Source organism: Allofranklinella schreckenbergeri, from assembly GCF_003703475.1.
Taxonomy (GTDB): Bacteria; Pseudomonadota; Gammaproteobacteria; order Burkholderiales; family Burkholderiaceae_C; genus Lampropedia; species Lampropedia schreckenbergeri.
The window spans coordinates 307,265-323,912 of the sequence record NZ_RDQM01000001.1; the positions used below are offsets into that span (position 1 = coordinate 307,265).

Here is a 16,648-nt window from a genome sequence, read left to right on the forward strand (position 1 = left end):
CGCAAAACTTATTGCTGTGCTGACCGGGCGTGTGTAGCGTCCTGACCGCTGCGGCGCTGCAAGCCGCCGCCCAGGGCTTTGTAGAGATCGGCCAGGTTCTCCAGTTGGGTCAATTGGGTGGCCAACAGGCCCATATTGGCGGCGTAGCTGCTGCGCTCGGCGTCGAGCAAGTCCAGCGCGCTGGCCACGCCGTGCTGGTAGCGCAAGCGCACCAGATGCAAGGCCTCGGTGTAGGCCTGGCTTTGGCGGCTGGTGGCTTGCAGGCGTTGTTCGAGCTGCGTGCGGGCGGCCAGTGCGTCGGCCACGTCGCGGAAGGCCGCTTGCACGGCGGCTTCGTAGTTCACCACCTGGATTTGCTGGCGGACTTTGGCCACATCCAGATTGGCTTGCAGGCTGCCCCAGTTGAAGATGGGCAGGTTGATGGAGGGCATGAAACTCCAGGTGCCATTGCCACCGCTGAACAACTGGCCCAGCTCATTGGAGCCAGCGCCCACCGATCCCGTCAGGCGGATGCTGGGAAAGAACGCCGAGCGCGCTGCGCCAATGTGGGCGTTGGCCTGTTTCAGCGCAAATTCGGCCGCGCGGATGTCCGGGCGTTGCAGCAGCACTTCGGAGCTGAGGCCAGCGGGCAAATGCGCCATGGGCAATTGCTGCGCCAAGGGCAGCGCCTCTGGCAGATCTGCGGGCACCGGCTGGTTGATGAGCAGCGCCAAGGCGTTGCGCGCCCGCTCGCGCGCTTGCACGGCGTTGGCATAGTCGGCCTTGGCCGATTCGATCAGCGCTTCTTGCTGGCGCAAATCGATGGCGGAAACCACCCCGGAGCGGTGTTTGAGCTGTGTCAGCTCGTAGGTCTGCTCGCGGCTTTTCAGCACGCTTTGCGCCAGCGCCATGGCGTTTTCGGCATAGCGTTCGTTGAAATACGCTTTGGCCACCGAGGCCACCAGGCTCAAATGCGCGGCGTCCTGCATGGCGGCGCTGCCCAGGTAGCTTTGCAATGCGGCATCGTTGGCGCTGCGCAGCTTGCCAAACAGGTCGATTTCATAAGCGGCAATGCCCAGGCCCACGCTGTAGGAGGCATTGATCGCCGAGCGGCCCGTAGGACTGAGGTCTTGCGCCACACGCATGCGCGAGCCGCTGGCGGTGCCCGCCAACTGGGGCAACCTATCGGCCCGCGTAATCAGGTATTGCTGGCGCACGGCCTCGGCATTGAGGGCAGCCTTGCGCAAATCGGTGTTGCGCGCAAGCGCCAGCTCGATCAGGCGGTGCAGGCGCGCATCGGCAAAAAAGTCCTGCCAGCCCAGCGATGCGGCCTGGATGCCGCCTGGCTCGTCGCCGGGCTGCGTGGCGTAGGAGAAGGTTTGCGGCACATCAACCGCAGGTTGTTCATAGACCGGCGCCAGGGTGCAGCCGCCCAGGGTGCACAGGGCCGCCACTGCGACCAGACCAAGGGGGGATCGGGTGAATGTCATGGATGAAATCCTCCTGGGGCCATCAGGCCGCCGTATCAGGCTGCACACGCGCACCGCCCTTGAAGAGCTTGCGCACGACGACGTAGAACATCGGCACGAAGAACACCGACAGCAAGGTGCCCACCAACATGCCCCACAGCACGGGCGTGCCGATGGCGCGCTGGCTGGCGGCGCTGGCGCCGCTGGCCAGATACAGCGGCACCACGCCCAGGATGAAGGCCAGCGATGTCATCAAAATGGGCCTGAAGCGCAGGTGCGCGGCTTCCAGTGCAGCCTCCAGCGCGCTGCGGCCGGCTTGCTGCAAGTCTTTGGCGAACTCGATGATGAGGATGGCATTTTTGGCCGACAGGCCAATGACCGTGATCAGGCCGACCTGAAAATAAATGTCGTTGAGGTAGGTTGCGGGCAGGCCGAAGAGCTGGGCGTTGAACCAGTTGCGCCCCAGCGCGCCCAGCACCACGCCCAGAAAGCCCAGCGGCACCACCAGGATCACCGCCAGCGGGATGGACCAGCTCTCATACAAAGCGGCCAACGCCAGGAACACGGCCAGGATGGCAAAGCCGTACAGCAGCATGGTTTGCGTGCTGCCCTTGGCCTCCTCGCGCGATTGGCCGGCCCACTCCAGGCTGAAGCCGGGCATTTCATCGACCAGGCGCTGCACCTCGGCCATCAAATCGCCCGAGGAATAGCCCGAGCCGGGCCGGGCCGCGCCTTCGAGCTTCATGGCCGGATAGCCGTTGAAGCGCACGCTTTGCTGCATGCCCTTTTGCCAACTGGCGCTGGCGATGGTGGCCAGCGGCACGGCCTGGCCGGCGCTGTTGGGCACGGTCAGCGCCAGAATGTCCTCGGGCTGCATGCGCGCCGTGGCCTCGGCCTGCACGATGACGCGCTGCAAGCGGCCGTTGTTGGGAAAGTCGTTGACGTAGGACGAGCCCAGCGCCGTGGCCAGCACGCTGCGGATGCTGGCGAAGTCGATACCCTGCGCGGCAGCGGCCTCGCGGTTGATCTCGATCTTCACCTGCGGCGCGTCCTCCAGGCCGGAGGCGCGCGTTTGGCTGGGGTCGAACATGGGGTTCTGGCGCAGTTTGCCCAGCAGCTCATTGCGCTTGGCCAGCAGGGCCTCGTGGCCGGCGTTGCTGCGGTCTTGCAGGTACATCTCAAAGCCCGAGCTGTTGCCCAGCTCGAAGATGGCCGGCGGGTTGATGACCAGCGCAAAGCCATCGCTGACGCTGCCCATCAGCGCGCCGGTGAACTTGCCCGCCACCGAGGCGGCGTCGCTGCCCGGCGCGGTGCGCTGCTGCCAGTCGGTCAGGGTCAGAAAGCCCATGCCGGTGTTTTGCGCCGCGCCCGAGAAGCTGAAGCCGGAGACGCCCACAAAGCTCTGCACTTCCGGCAGTTTGTTGGCAATCTGACTGGCCACGGCCAGCGTGGCGTCGGTGCGCTCCTTGGTCGCGCCCGAGGGCAGTTGCACGATCATCATCAGCGAGCCTTGGTCTTCCTCTGGCAGGAAGGAGGTGGGCAGGCGCGTGAACATCCACGCCGCGCCAGCGGCCAGCGCCAAATACACCACCATCAGGCTGGCCGAGCGGCGCAGCAGCCGCGCCACCACGCCTTCATAGCCGTGGTTGAGCTTGCTGAAGTTGCGGTTGAACCAGCCGAAAAAGCCGCGCTTTTCCATGTGGTGGCCCTTGGCCACGGGCTTGAGCAAGGTGGCCGCCAGCGCGGGCGTGAGCGACAGCGCCAGAAAGGCCGAGAAGGCAATGGCCAGCGCCATGGTCAGCGCGAACTGGCGGTAGATGTTGCCCGTGGCGCCGCTGAACATGGCCAGCGGCACGAACACCGAGATCAGCACCGCTGTGATGCCGATCACCGCGCCAGAGATCTGGCCCATGGCCTTGCGCGTGGCTTGCAGGGGCGGCAGCCCCTCCTCGCTCATGATGCGCTCGACGTTTTCCACCACCACGATGGCGTCGTCCACCACGATGCCGATCACCAGCACCATGGCAAACATGGTCAGCACGTTGATGGACAGGCCCAGATACCAAATGCCCGCAAACGCCCCCATCAGCGAGATGGGCACGACGATGGTGGGGATCAGCGTGTAGCGGATGTTCTGCAGGAAGATGAACATCACGATGAACACCAGCACGATGGCTTCGAGCAAGGTCTTGACCACCGCCTCGATGGAGAGCTTGACGAAGGTGGAGGTGTCATACGGGGCCGACCATTGCAGATCAGCGGGGAAGAACTTTTGCAGCTCCTCCATCTTCGCACGCACTGCCTGGGCCGTGGCCATGGCATTGCCGCTGTTGGAGAGCATCACCGCCATGCCCACGGCCGATTGGCCGTTGAGGGTGGTGGAAGAGCCATAACTCTGGCTGCCCAGCTCGATGCGCGCCACGTCCTTCAAATACACATTGGCCCCGCCCGTGGTGGAGCGCAGCATGATGTTGCCGAACTGCTCGGGCGTGCGCAACTGCCCGTCCACGGCCACGGTGGCCGTGATGGTCTGGCCCTGGGCCACGGGTTGCTCGCCAATGGCGCCAGCGGAAATCTGCGCGTTCTGCGCGGCGATGGCCGCCGTCACGTTGGCAAACGAGAGGTTGTAGTTCTGCAGCTTGGCCGGATCGACCCAGACACGCATGGCCCGCTCGGAGCCAAACAGCCGCGCCTCGCCCACGCCGTCGATGCGCTGGATGGCGGGCTTGATATTGCGCTCGATGTAGTCGGAGACTTCCTCGCTGCCCATGGTTTGCGAGGACATCATCAGCACCATCAGGAAGTTCGAGCGCGACTTGTTCACCCGCACGCCGTTTTGCTGCACGGTGGCGGGCAGCAGGGCCGTGACTTCAGAGAGCTTGTTCTGCACGCTCACCTGCGCCAGGTCTTCGTCGGTCTCGGGCGTGAAGGTCAGGCTGACCGAGCCCGTGCCGTCCGCCGTGGCGCTGGTGCTCATGTAATCCAGCCCTTCCAGGCCGTTCATGTTGCGCTCGATCACGGCCAGCACGCTGTCCTCCATCACCTGGGCCGAAGCGCCAGGATAGGCGGCCGACAAGGTGATGGTGGGCGCGCCCACGGCCGGGTATTGCGACACCGGCAGATTGCGGATGCCGATCACGCCCGCAATGACGATGAAAATCGAAATGACCCACGCAAAAATGGGCCGATTGATGAAAAACTGGGCCATGCAAGCTCCTGACTCTGAACGGGGGGCGGTATGGCCTGTTTACTGCGCGGCGGCGCCGGGCTTGGCCGCTGCGTCTGCGCCAGCCGGGGCGGCGCCTGCGTTGCTGGCTGCGTTAGCGCCAGGGGCAGCGGGCGCCGCCGCGCCGGGGGGCGTCCACTCGCGCGTTTGCACCTGCTTGGCGCCGCTCATGCCCGCAATCATGGTGCCATCGACGATCACCTTGTCCCCATCCTGCAGGCCGCCGGTGACGATCCAATACGCGCCCTGCTGGCCGCCCACCGTCACCATGCGCAGTTGCATCTGGCCTTGCTCATCGACGATCAGCGCCACATCCTGCTTGCCGCGCGTGATGGCCTGCTGCGGCACCAGGAAGGCATTGCCGATGTCACCCTGGGGCAGGCCCACGCGCACGTACAGGCCGGGCAGCAGCACGTTGTCGGGGTTGGGGATTTCCGCGCGCAGCGTCACCTGGCCGGTCGATTCATTGACCGTCAAATCGGCAAACAGCAAGCTGCCCTTGTGCGGGTACTCCTTGCCGTTTTCAAACTTGATGCCCACCTGCATCGCCCCATCGACCAACTGACGCTTGCCATCGGCAACGTCCTGCTTGAGCTGCATCACCTCGTTGGCCGATTGCGTCACGTTCACGTACATCGGGTGGGTCTGCTGGATGGTGGCCAGCTTGTTGGCGTCACCGGCCGTCACCAGCGCCCCTTCGGAGACGTAGGACTGGCCGATATAGCCCGAAATCGGCGCCGTGATGCGCGAATAGTTCACATTGATCTGCGCCGACTTGATCGCCGCATGGGCCGCCTTCACGCTGGCCTCGGCCGAGCGCTGCGTGGCCACGGCCGAGTCGTACTCCTGCTGGCTGATGGCATTGGCCGCCACCAGCGGCTTGTAGCGCAGCAAATCGGCCTTGGCCTTGGCCAGCGCCGCCTGGGCCGAAGCCAGTTGCGCGCGGGCGCTCTCCAGCGCCGCCACGTAGGGCGCGTCATCGAGCTGGTACAGCGCCTGCCCGGCCTTGACGTAGCTGCCCTCCTTGAACAGGCGCTTTTGGATGATGCCGCCCACGCGCGGCCGCACATCGGCCACGCGGTGCGCAGCCAAGCGACCGGGCAAATCGGTGTGGGTGCCCACCGATTGCGCACGCACCGTCACCACGCGCACCTCGGGCAGCCGCGCCTGCCCTCCTGGCCGTTGGCCTTGTTGCTGGCCTTGCTGGGCCTGCTCCTGCGGCCCGCTGGCGCGGCTCTCGCCACAGGCGCAGAGAACCAAAGCGCCGGAAATCGCCGCCACCACGACGGCCATGCGGCCCAGTTGAGGGGAAAGAGAGAGCGCCATAAAGCTATTTCCTGTTCTTGATTTTTTCGCTGCGGGTGCGAAGGGTTGTTGTGTGTTTTGGTTGTGTCGCCCGCAAAGGGCGTGGCGCAGGCGCTGCGCCCGCCCGTGCGACCGTGGCGCGCTACAGAGAAACCCAATAAAGCTCCCATGCAGCCCCCACGCAGCAGCCCCTTCGGGCATGCACCCCATCTCACAAAAAACGGGCATTATACATACATGACTGCATGTATTGTCGCGACGCAGTCTGCCTTCACAGCAAGCCGCCCACCCGCATTATTATCCATCAAAAGAAAATCAACCCCATGTCTATCATGCCAAAACAAGGTAATTTATTTTCTTTTTGATATGAAATAGAAGCGCAAACGGGCTTCAAACGGTAAAACGCCCGCGCGCTGGCAAGCCTGCACCACGCCCGGCGAAGGGGAGTGGAAACGATAAACTAGCCGCCTTCATCCCTTCCCTCCCTGGAGTACACGAAATGGCATTTTCTTGGAGCCGTTGCACCGCCAGCATTGCCGCTGCCTGCCTGGCCGCCCTGGGCCTGAGCGCCTGCGGATCGGGCGACGTGGTATCGGCATTGCAGCCTGCGCGCATCGTTTCTTTTGGCGACGGACACAGCGACATTGGCCAAAGCGGCACGCGCTACACCGTCAACGGCGCCAGCGACCACTTGAACTGGACCGAGCAACTGGCCCACGAATACGGCCTGCGCCTGCAACCGGCCGCGCAAGCGGGGTTGTCCTACGCCCAGGGCAATGCCCGCATCCAGGCCAAGGCGGATGGCGCGGGCCAGGCCAGCGCGGCCACGCTGGCCGAGCAAATCGACCAATTCCTGGGCAACCAGGCCATTGGCGAGCGCGATTTGCTGCTGGTCAGCGGCGGCACGAGCGACCTGATCGCCCTGGCGCGCGCTGCGCTGGACGGGCGCATCACGCGCGTGCAAGCGATTGCCCAAGCCGCCGAGGCAGGCCAGGCTCTGTCCGCCCAGGTACAACGCCTGATTGCCAAGGGCGCGCAGCATGTGGCGGTCATCGGCACTTACAACCTGGGCGAGTCTTTGTGGGCGAACCATCTGCGCGAAAAAGCCTTTTTGACCGAGCTTTCGCGCAAGTTCAACGAGAGTTTCAAAATCGCCATGGATAAAGAAGGCTTTGGCAACAGCGCCTTGTATCTGGACTTTGAATACTTCATCAACAACATCGTCAACGGCCCGCAATACTTTGGCATCGAGCACATGGATCGGCCGGTGTGCACCTCCATCGACGCTGGCGCGGGCATCGGCATTGGCGCGGGGCAAATCAACTCGGGCCTTTGCAACCTCTCCACCGTTGCCTCTGATCGCATCGACCGCTACGGCTTTGCCGATTGGGTGTACTTCACCCCCACCGTGCAACGCCAATTCGGCATTTGGGCCACAGGGCGGATTCGCGACCGCTGGTAAAGCCAGGCCGCCCGCCCAGGGCGGCAGTACTGCCCCGGCAGGTGCTTCACGCAAGCGCTTGGGGCTTCTGGCCGAAACCCAAATCATCAATCAAAAGAAATAAATCATGCCTATTATGGCAACATAGCATTGAAATCAATTTTCTTTTTGATTGAAAAACAAAAGCCGCTGGCGACCCAGCGGCTTTTTGCCTGCATCTGCGAGGATGCAGGCCCATTACTCCAGCAAAGAAATCTTCTTGGCCGTATAGACGTTGGAGCCAGAGCGGTCGAACTCCACGCTGACTTTCTGCCCCGCCTGCAAGGTGGCAAACGACTTCAGCGCGCCGCCGTAGGCCGTCTCCGTCGTGGTCTGGAAGGTGATGCCCGCAACCACCAGGGTTTGGTTGCTTTGGTTGGCCACATCCACACGCCCTTTCAGGGTTTCGGCAAAGCTGGCGGTCGTGGCGCAAGCGGCCAATAACACGCCAGCCAGCGCGATCGCGGGCTGTTTGGGGGAAAAACGTTGCAGGGAAAAACGCATCTCTTGCTCCTCTCTTGCGTCAAAGTCTCGCGTGAAAACCGCGACTTTTGGGGCATCGATTGTGCCCGCGAAAGTCAATCCTTAGAAACCGACACCACCACGTAGCGCCCGCCATCGCGCTCGAACTCCAGCCTCACGCGGTCGCCCTGCTTGAGCGTCTGAAACCCGCCCCCGTCGTACTGGGTATTGCCCGTGGTCTGGAAGGTGATGCCGTTGAGCTGAATGGTTTTGGCGCCGCTATCCACCGCGTCGATACGCCCCTTCATGGTTTCCGCAGCGGCGCTGGTGCACACGGCAACAGATGCGGCCAAAGCGGCAATGCGAATGGTGTTGGGGATGCCCATGGCGATACCTCCTGCAAAACATGGCAAAAACACAGCGCCCGCGCGGGGCGCTGCAAAAATTCTAGCGATGGCGCGCAAGCCGCTTTGGCCCGCATGCAAAGCTGCGGTAAAGCCGCCCTGCCCCGTGGGCAGGCGCTGTCACTTGAACCACAGCAGCATGGAATCCCACATGCGGCCGAAAAAGCCCGCTTCTTCCACGCTTTCCAGGGCCACGACGGGCACTTCCTTGACCACCTTCTGGCCTACGCTGACTTTGAGCGTGCCCACCGATTGGTCCACATGAATGGGCGCCAGCAAGGGATCGGGGCGCTCCATCGTGGTACGCACCTGGCCCGTCGTGCCGGTGGGCAAGGCCAGGTAAACGGCTTCATGGCTGCCGACTTTGACCGTGTTTTGCGCCCCTTTCCACAGCTCGGGCGATTCCATCGACTGGCCAGCATCAAATAGCTTGACCATGTCGAACGCGGTATAGCCCCAATTGAGCAGCTTTTGGCTTTCATTGGCGCGTGCGGCTTCGCTGGCCGCGCCCAGCACGATGGAGAGCAGGCGGCGGTTGCCCACGCCCGGAAAATCGCGCTTGGCGGTGGACACCAGGCAAAAGCCAGCGGCTTCGGTGTAGCCGGTTTTCAGGCCGTCCACGCTGGGATCGCGAAACAGCAGCAGGTTGCGGTTTTTGGTGTTGGCCGCGGGCGTGCCGGGATAGCGATACTCCTTGGTGGCGTAGTAGTGCATGAACTCGGGGAACTCGCGCATCAGGCTGGTGGCCAGGATGCTCAAATCGCGCGCTGTCGTCAGGTGTCCAGGCGCCGTCAGGCCCTCGGGGTTCATGTAGCGCGTGTTGTTCATACCCAGCGCTTTGGCCTGGTTGTTCATCAGCGTGACGAAATGCTCCACCGTGCCGCCCACGCCTTCGGCCAGCGCCACCGTGGCATCGTTGCCCGATTGCACGATCATGCCTTTGAGCAAATCGTCCACGCTCACTTGCATCTTGGGGTCGATAAACATGCGAGAGCCGGGCATCTTCCAGGCCTTTTCGCTCACGGGCAGGGTTTGCTCCAGCGTGACCTTGCGCGCGCGCAGCGCGTCGAAGACGACGTAGGCGCTCATGAGCTTGGTCAGCGAAGCCTGCTCCACCGGGGCATCGATGTCCTTGGCCGCCAGGATCTGGTTGGCCGTCACATCCAGCAACAGGTAATTGCGCGCCACGATTTCCGGCGGTTGCGGCATTTGCGCCTGCGCAGGCGCGCCCGACAAACAGGCTACGGCGGCCACAAAACCCAGCACACCATTGCGGCAATATTTCAACAAATTCATAGAGTTACAAAACAACATCAAAGACCCATGCAGGCCGCTTCAACACAACAGGGGGGCGTTCAGAGGGCTATCGCCAAGGGTGCGCTGCACGCCCCTGACCTATCACCTTTGCGCGCCCATGCAAGCCACCGCCTGCATATGCCGCACCACCAAATCCTTGAGCTGCACCTGGCGGCCGTGGAAGAAATGCTCGCACCCGGGCAAGACCAGCATCGGCAGCGATTGCGCTCGCGCCCAATCCATCACCGGGCCGATGGGCACGGTGTCGTCCTGCTCGCCATGCACCACCAGGCTGCGCACATGCAACGCGGCGGGGATGGGCTCGACCTGGAAGCGGCTGGCCGCAGTGCCCACAAAAACCACGGCTTGAATCTCCCGCTGCGCATGCACCTGCGCCAGCACCCGGCTGGCCACGTAAGTGCCAAAGGAGAAGCCCGCCAACACCAGCGGCCCTTCGGGCGCCGCCTGCTCGATCACGCGCAGCAGGTCTTCAGCCTCGCCCACGCCACCATCGTGCTCGCCAGCCGAGAGGCCCACGCCACGAAAATTGAAACGCCAGGCATCCCAGCCCGTGGCGACCATCGCGCGCGCCAGGGTTTGCACCACTTTGTTGTTCATCGTGCCCGCAAACAGCGGGTGAGGGTGGCAAATGATGGCTGTGCCCTTGCGCTCTGTGCCCAGAGCCAGGTCTTTCAGGGCTTCGATCGCGCCAGCGGCGCCGTTCAGCGTGTGTTTTTCAGTCTGCGCGTTCACGGTCGGAGAAAAAGAGGGAGTCGAGAAAAAAAGGGCTATGGCCATGCAGGCGCACAAGGCTTAGCGCACAGGTGTATCTGGCGCATCCGCCGCAGGCGAAAGCGGCGCGGCAGGCTCCACAGGTTGGGCAGCGGGTGGCTCTGGCGATGGTTGCGCCGGGGCGGCGGTTTCGGCCTGGGCATCGGGCGTGACGACCGCAGCGGCTTCATCGGCCTGGCCGGGCAAGTTGGGCTGCCCGGCGGCTGGCTCCGCCAAGGCAGGCGGGGCAGGCGGAGCGGGCTGGGGCTGGGGCTGGGCCGCGTCCAATTCGCCCGCCGCAGGCTGATAGCGGTCTTGCGGCGCGGGCGCTGGTTGCTGCTGCGGCGGCGGTGGCGGTGGCTCGACACGCAACAACCGCCCGTTCGGCCCATCGGTGAGCACGTACAGCAAGCCGTCATGCCCTTGGCGTACATCGCGCACGCGCTGCCCCTTGGGCAAGCTGAACCAGGCTTCCTCCTGCACGGCCTGGTCCTGCACCCGCAAGCGCACCAAAGCGCCGTGCTGCAACGATCCGGCCACAAAACTGCCCTGCCATGCCGCGCCGTAACGTTCGCTGTGCATATACAGCAGGCTGGAGGGCTGGATGGGCGCGCGCCAGTAATGCACGGGCGCGATCATGGCTGTTTGGCGCGCCCGCGCCGCGCTGGCAGCGTAGCCACGGCCAAAGGTCTGCGCGGGCCAGCCGTAGTTGCCGCCAGGGCGCACCCAATTGAACTCATCGCCGCCTTGCGGCCCAGGCTCGTGCGCCCACAGTTGGCCTTCGGGCGTCAAGGCAATGCCTTGGGGATTGCGGTGGCCCCAGCTCCAGATTTCCGGCTTGCCGCCGCCTTTGCGGGCGAAGGGGTTGTCTGGATGGGGTTTGCCATCGGTTTGCACCCGCACGATCGTGCCCAAATGGTTGCTGGTGCGCTGGGCTTGCTCGGGTGCAATCGAGCGCTCGCCCAGCGTCAGAAACAGCGAGCCATCGCCGCTTTGCACAATGCGGCAGCCAAAGTGCGCGCCGCTGCGCACGCGTGGCATTTGATGGAACAGCACGCGCACATCCTCCAGCCGGTCGGCGCGTTCGGACAGCGTGGCCGATGCCAGCGCGGTGCTGCTGCGGCTTTCATTGCCGGGGTCAGGCTCGGCAAAGCAGAAGAACACCCGCCGGTTGGCGGCAAAGTCGCGGTCCAGCACCAAGTCCAGCAGGCCGCCTGCACCTTCCGCCGCCACGGTCGGCACGCCTTGCAGTGTAGGGCCTACGCGGCCATGGGCATCAACGATGCGCATCGCGCCTGCGCGCTCGGTCACCAGAAAGTCCCCGTTGGGCAAGGGGGCAAATGCCCACGGTTGGCGCAGGCCGTAGGCCAGCTCGGTCACAGGCAGCGGCTGCGCCTTGGCGGCATCGTAGGTGGAGGAGCTGGGTTCGGAAGGGCCTGGGCCTTGTGCCGCCGCGCTGCCCCAGGCCAGCGGGAGCGCAAGCGCTGCAAAAGCGAAGGTGGGCAAAGCGCTGGCGCCTGAAGCCTTGCGCCATCCATGCAAACGGGCGAAGCCAAAGAGATGGCGTGTAAGTGAGAGGCTGAATGTTTTTTGCATACCTTTTGCCGCACGTGTCGGCCCTTTTGGGGCGTGGCGCGCCTGTGTTGTGGCGCTGCCCATCATGGCGGCGGGAGTCACGAAAAGGCGCCCATCCTAGCGCAATGCTTCGCCCCACCGCGCCAAGTACCGTCGCCACACGCCCTGCGGCATTTCACAATGTTACAAATCAAACTGAATTCGACTTGATTACCAACATGCCGAAACAGGCATTTTTTATTTCCTTTTGATTGATAAAATTAATCAACCCCACGGCGCCAATAGCGCGGCGCATCCTGGCGCAGGCAGTCCAGCGCCTGCGGGCGCTGCGAGTGCCAGGCCATCGCCCCGCACTGGGCCGAGCTGCGCAGGGCCACGCCCGCCGCCTGATAGCGCTGCACCACCTGGGCATGCGGATGCCCGAAGCGGTTGCGATAGCCCGCCTGGGCCACGGCGTGCCGGGGCTGCACGGCCTGCAAAAACGCCTGCGAGGAAGAGCTGCGGCTACCGTGGTGCGGCGCCAGCAGCCAGTCGGCGCGCAAGCGCTCGCCGTATTGCAGGCGCAGCTCCAGCTCCTGCAACCAGCCGATATCGCCCGTGAGCAAGGCCGCGCGCCCATCGCCGGCCTGCACGTGCAGCACGCAGCTATAGGCGTTGCGCGCGCCGCTGGCGGCCAGCGCACCCGCAGGCGCTGGCTCCGCCACTTGCAAACGGCGCTGCAACGCCTGCGCGGGCGGGGCCAAAAAGGCAAAACGCACGCCATCCCACTGCCAGGCCACGCCCGCGTGGCACAGCCGCCAATCGGCCGCCGCAGCGCCCGCGTGCGCCAGCGCGCCGGGGGCGAACGAGGCATACACCGGCCCATCGACGCCATAGGCCAACACCGCCGCAGCGCCGCCAATGTGGTCGCTATCGGCATGGCTGAGCGCCAGGCCCTGCAAACGCCAGCCCTGGGCCTGCAAAAACGGCACGATCACGCTCTGCCCCGCATCGCTGCCGGGGCCGTAGCGCGGCCCTGCGTCGTAGAGAAAGCTATGGCCGTGCGTGCGCACCAGCACGGCCGCGCCCTGCCCCACATCCAGCGCCACAACCTGGAACTGCCCTGGCGCTGGCACGCTCGGACGCCATAGCAGCGCGGCCACCAGCCACAGCCCCCCTTGCACGCGCAGCCAAGGCGGCAAACGGCTGACCGCCAAAGCCGCGCCCGCCAAACCCAGCGCCGCCCAGAGCACGGGCAACTGCGGCCAATGGCTGGCGGCATGGGGCCAGCTCGCCATCCATTGCAGGCATTGCAGCAAGCCTTGCATCGACCAGCCCGCCAGCGGCAGCAGCGGCTCGACCACGGCAGCCAGCAAGGCCAGCGGCGTCACCCACAGCGTCACCAGCGGAATCGCCACCATATTGGCCAGCAAGCCCACCCAACTGACTTGCCCGAACAAGGCGATGGTCAGCGGCATCAGCACCAGCGAAAGCCGCCATTGCAGCTGCCACAAGGCCAGCGCCTTGCGCCCCAGGCTCAGGCCCAGTTGCCGCACCCAGGCCCCCAGCCCAACCAGGCGGCGGGGGCGCAACGCCGAGCCGGCACTGCCGCTCTGCCCGGCAGCCGCCTCAGCACCGGCCGACTCCTCCAAGGCCATCACCACACCGGCATTGCGCGCTGGCGCCCAAGCCCCCGCCCACTGCTGCGCGCCCGCCACGCTGGCGGGCTCGGGCGCCAGCCGCAGCAGCACCGCCACCGCCACAAAGCTCAGCCAAAACCCGGCCTGTTGCAAAGCCCAGGGGTCGATCACCAACACCACGGCCGCCGCCAGCGCCAGCGTGGCATGCCAGGGCCAGCGCACGCCCCAGGTGCGCAGCGCCACCACGGTGGCCAGCATCCATATCGTGCGTTGGGCGGGCAACTGCCAGCCGCTGAAGACGGCATAGGCACACGCCAGCGCCAGCCCGCCCCACTGCGCGGCCGTGGGCGCCGCCGCCAGCCGCATGGCCAGCGGCCATTGTCGCCACAAACGGTTGAGCAGCCCCATCGCCAGCCAGGCGAACAAGGTGATGTGCAAGCCGGAAATGGCCATCAAATGGCTGACGCCGGTAATGCGGAAAACCTCCCAGTCGCCCGCCTCAATGCTGCGCTGATCGCCCGTGACCAGCGCCGCCAGCACGGCCGCACTGCGCTGGGCCAGCGGATCGGCCTGCGCTGCTGCACCCGGCCCGCCCAGGCGCGCCAGGATGCGATCGCGCACCCGCTGACGCCAGCGCTCGATCCGGTAGCGGCCCGAATCCCCCAGCAACGCCGCCTCGCCCCCATCGCGCACCACCGCCGTGGCCTGCACGCCTTGCAGCCACAGCCATTGCTCATAGTCGAACAGGCCCGGATTGAGCCGCCCCGCAGGCATGCGCAAACGCAGCCGCAACCGCACCCGATCGCCCGCCTGCAAGGCAGCAATGGGCGCGGCAGACGGGCGCGGTGCGGGCTGCGCGTTGGGCGTTTGGCCGGTTGGATTTGCTGGATTGGCTGGTTTTGTTTGGATCGGCGCGCCTGGCGGCGATTCACCGTGCGCTGGGGCAGCCTGCGCGCTTTGCGCCGGCGCGCGCTCGCCATACCAGGCCACATCCAGCCGCTGCACCAGCGCCACCGGCCCCTTGGGTGTTTCCGCCGCATCTGCCCATTGAGCCGATTCCGGCTGCAAGCGAAAGCGCACGCCATCGGCCTGCCAGCGCGGCATGGCCGCCACCACGCCGATCACATCCACTTCCTGCCCGGCCCACGCAGGCGGCAATGCGGTGCGCTGCACCCAAGCCGCGCGCAGCCCGGGCCAGGCAAAGCCCGCGCCCAGCGCCGCCAGGCACAACAGCACACTGCTTAGGAATGTGACAGAAAAAAACGTCGCAGAGGCCGCAGCCCCCTCGGGCGCCAATGCCATGCCGCGCCGCCAGAGCAGGCACGCCAGCCCCGCCGCGCCACAGGCCGCCAGCAGCCCTGCATACACTGCCAACGGCCACAGCCGGGGCTGCTGCCATTGCCAAGCCATGCCCAAAGCCAGGGCCAGCAATAACGCCGGGGCGCGGCCCCCATAGCCCGCCAGGCGCTGAAAAAGCTGGGAAAGCTGAAAAAAAACGGCGGCGGACATGCTGCTGTGCCCCCTTCATCAAGCGTGTGCAGCAAGGGCCTCCAGAGGCGGTTGCTGCCTCAGCCGCCCGCGATGGTCATCCGTTCGATCAGCACGGAGCCGGTGGTCTTGGCGCCGTAGTTGTAAGCGTCCGCGCCAATGGCGGCGATGCCCATGAACATCTCTTTGAGGTTGCCCGCGATGGTGATTTCCTGCACGGGGTAGGCAATCTCGCCGTTTTCCACCCAAAAGCCGCTGGCGCCGCGCGAGTAATCGCCCGTGACGGCATTCACCCCATGCCCCATCAGCTCGATCACGAACAGGCCCGTGCCCAGCTTTTGCAGCATGGCGGGCAGCTCGTCATCGGCCTGGGTGTGCTTGGAATTGAGCGTGAGGTTGTGCGAGCCGCCTGCGTTGCCCGTGGTGCGCATGCCCAGCTTGCGCGCGGTGTAGCTGGAGAGCAAATAGCCCTGCACGCGCCCATCGCGCACCAGCTTGCGCGGCTGCACGCGCACGCCCTCGGCATCGAAAGGCGAGCTGCCCTTGCCGCCGAGGATGAAGGGGTTTTCCTCTACCTCCACATGCGCGGGGAAAACCTGCTTGCCCAGCGAATCCATCAAAAAACTGCTTTGGCGATACAGCGCGCCGCCGTTGATGGCCTGGGCAAACGCCCCTAGCAGCCCGGCCGCCAGCGGCGACTCAAACAGCACCGGGCACTGGCGCGTGGAAATGCGCCGACTGCCCAGGCGTGAGAGCGCACGCTCGGCCGCATAGCGGCCCACCGCCTCGGGCCGCGCCAGGCGCTGGGCATCGCGCATGGAGCTGTACCAGTGATCGCGCTGCATCGCCTCGCCCTTGCCCGCAATGGGCGCCACCGAAATGCCGTGGCGCGAGCTGGCATAGCCGCCCTCGAAACCATTGGTGTAAGCGGCATAAAAATGGCCGTGCTGCGCCGAAACCGACGCGCCTTCGCTGTTGGTGATGAGGCGGTCGGTCGCCAGCGCCGCCTGCTCGCAGCGCAGCGCCAGCGCGACCGCATCCTCACTGCCAATATCCCAGGGGTGGTACAGATCCAAATCCAAATGCGTGCCCGGCGCGGCAATATCGGCTGCATCGGGCAGCCCCGCGTGCGGGTCCTCGGCCGTGTAGCGGGCGATGTCGTAAGCCGCCTGCACGGTGCGAGCGATGGCCGCCTCGGAGAAATCGGAGGTGTTGGCGCTGCCCCGGCGCTGGCCCAGATACACCGTCACACCCAGACCCTTGTCGCGGTTGCGCTCCACCGTCTCCAGCTCGCCCATGCGCACGCTCACGGACAGGCCACTGCTCTCGGACACCTCCACCGCCGCATCGCTGGCGCCCAGGCGCTTGGCGTGCGCCAGCGCCTGGTGCGTCAGGGCCTGGAATTGTTCGCGCGTGTACGCAAACGCCTGAAATGATGGCGCTGGCGCGGCCTTCGCCTTGCGCCGGGGGCGCGCAGGCGCGCCTGTGGCAAAGCCGTCGGCCAAAGGCTCGGAAGAGGTCAAAGTGTGGCTGGCATGATTTTTCATGGCCGGTATGATACTTGGCGCATTTAG

At 65.3% G+C, this 16,648-nt stretch carries 11 protein-coding genes; 1 reads left to right on the forward strand and 10 read right to left on the reverse strand.

Going from position 1 to position 16,648, the window contains the following annotated elements:
- Positions 1-8: 8 nt before the first annotated feature.
- From EBQ26_RS01325 to EBQ26_RS01335, 3 genes are read right to left on the reverse strand one after another with little or no spacing between them, the layout of a single operon-like run.
- Positions 9-1,469: an efflux transporter outer membrane subunit gene (locus tag EBQ26_RS01325; RefSeq protein WP_122237213.1), complete on the reverse strand. Its 1,461-nt coding sequence runs from the start codon at positions 1,467-1,469 to the stop codon at positions 9-11.
- A 22-nt stretch (positions 1,470-1,491) separates the two neighbouring features.
- Positions 1,492-4,656, reverse strand: coding sequence for an efflux RND transporter permease subunit (locus tag EBQ26_RS01330; RefSeq protein ID WP_122237214.1), 3,165 nt, complete (start codon positions 4,654-4,656; stop codon positions 1,492-1,494).
- Positions 4,657-4,695: 39 nt separating this feature from the next.
- Positions 4,696-6,000 carry an efflux RND transporter periplasmic adaptor subunit gene (locus EBQ26_RS01335; protein ID WP_122237215.1) on the reverse strand — a complete coding sequence of 435 codons (1,305 nt, stop codon included), beginning with the start codon at positions 5,998-6,000 and terminating at the stop codon, positions 4,696-4,698.
- 478 nt (positions 6,001-6,478) lie between these two features.
- Here EBQ26_RS01335 and EBQ26_RS01340 point away from each other — a divergent pair, with 478 nt between their 5' ends.
- The gene (locus EBQ26_RS01340) at positions 6,479-7,441 is read left to right on the forward strand and encodes an SGNH/GDSL hydrolase family protein (RefSeq protein WP_122237216.1); all 963 of its coding nucleotides are present in this window, start codon (positions 6,479-6,481) and stop codon (positions 7,439-7,441) included.
- A gap of 216 nt (positions 7,442-7,657) precedes the next feature.
- On the opposite strand, the gene EBQ26_RS01345 is transcribed toward EBQ26_RS01340, so the two are convergent.
- From EBQ26_RS01345 to pmbA, 7 genes are all read right to left on the reverse strand, one after another.
- Positions 7,658-7,963, reverse strand: a complete 306-nt coding sequence (locus EBQ26_RS01345; protein ID WP_122237217.1) for a DUF5666 domain-containing protein — start codon at positions 7,961-7,963, stop codon at positions 7,658-7,660.
- 74 nt (positions 7,964-8,037) lie between these two features.
- A complete protein-coding gene (locus EBQ26_RS01350; protein ID WP_122237218.1) occupies positions 8,038-8,307 on the reverse strand; it encodes a DUF5666 domain-containing protein in 270 nt (89 codons plus the stop codon).
- 138 nt (positions 8,308-8,445) lie between these two features.
- Entirely contained in the window at positions 8,446-9,534 is a 1,089-nt protein-coding gene (locus EBQ26_RS01355; protein ID WP_238944071.1) for a D-alanyl-D-alanine carboxypeptidase family protein, read from the reverse strand.
- Positions 9,535-9,723: 189 nt separating this feature from the next.
- Positions 9,724-10,374 carry an alpha/beta hydrolase gene (locus EBQ26_RS01360; protein ID WP_122237220.1) on the reverse strand — a complete coding sequence of 217 codons (651 nt, stop codon included), beginning with the start codon at positions 10,372-10,374 and terminating at the stop codon, positions 9,724-9,726.
- A 60-nt stretch (positions 10,375-10,434) separates the two neighbouring features.
- Positions 10,435-11,898 carry a PQQ-dependent sugar dehydrogenase gene (locus tag EBQ26_RS01365; protein ID WP_238944057.1) on the reverse strand — a complete coding sequence of 488 codons (1,464 nt, stop codon included), beginning with the start codon at positions 11,896-11,898 and terminating at the stop codon, positions 10,435-10,437.
- A 329-nt stretch (positions 11,899-12,227) separates the two neighbouring features.
- On the reverse strand, positions 12,228-15,095 hold the full coding sequence (locus tag EBQ26_RS01370) for a DNA internalization-related competence protein ComEC/Rec2 (protein ID WP_122237221.1): 2,868 nt from the start codon (positions 15,093-15,095) through the stop codon (positions 12,228-12,230).
- A gap of 59 nt (positions 15,096-15,154) precedes the next feature.
- Positions 15,155-16,621, reverse strand: coding sequence for a metalloprotease PmbA (gene pmbA, locus EBQ26_RS01375; protein ID WP_122237222.1), 1,467 nt, complete (start codon positions 16,619-16,621; stop codon positions 15,155-15,157).
- Between the last annotated feature and the right edge of the window lie 27 nt (positions 16,622-16,648).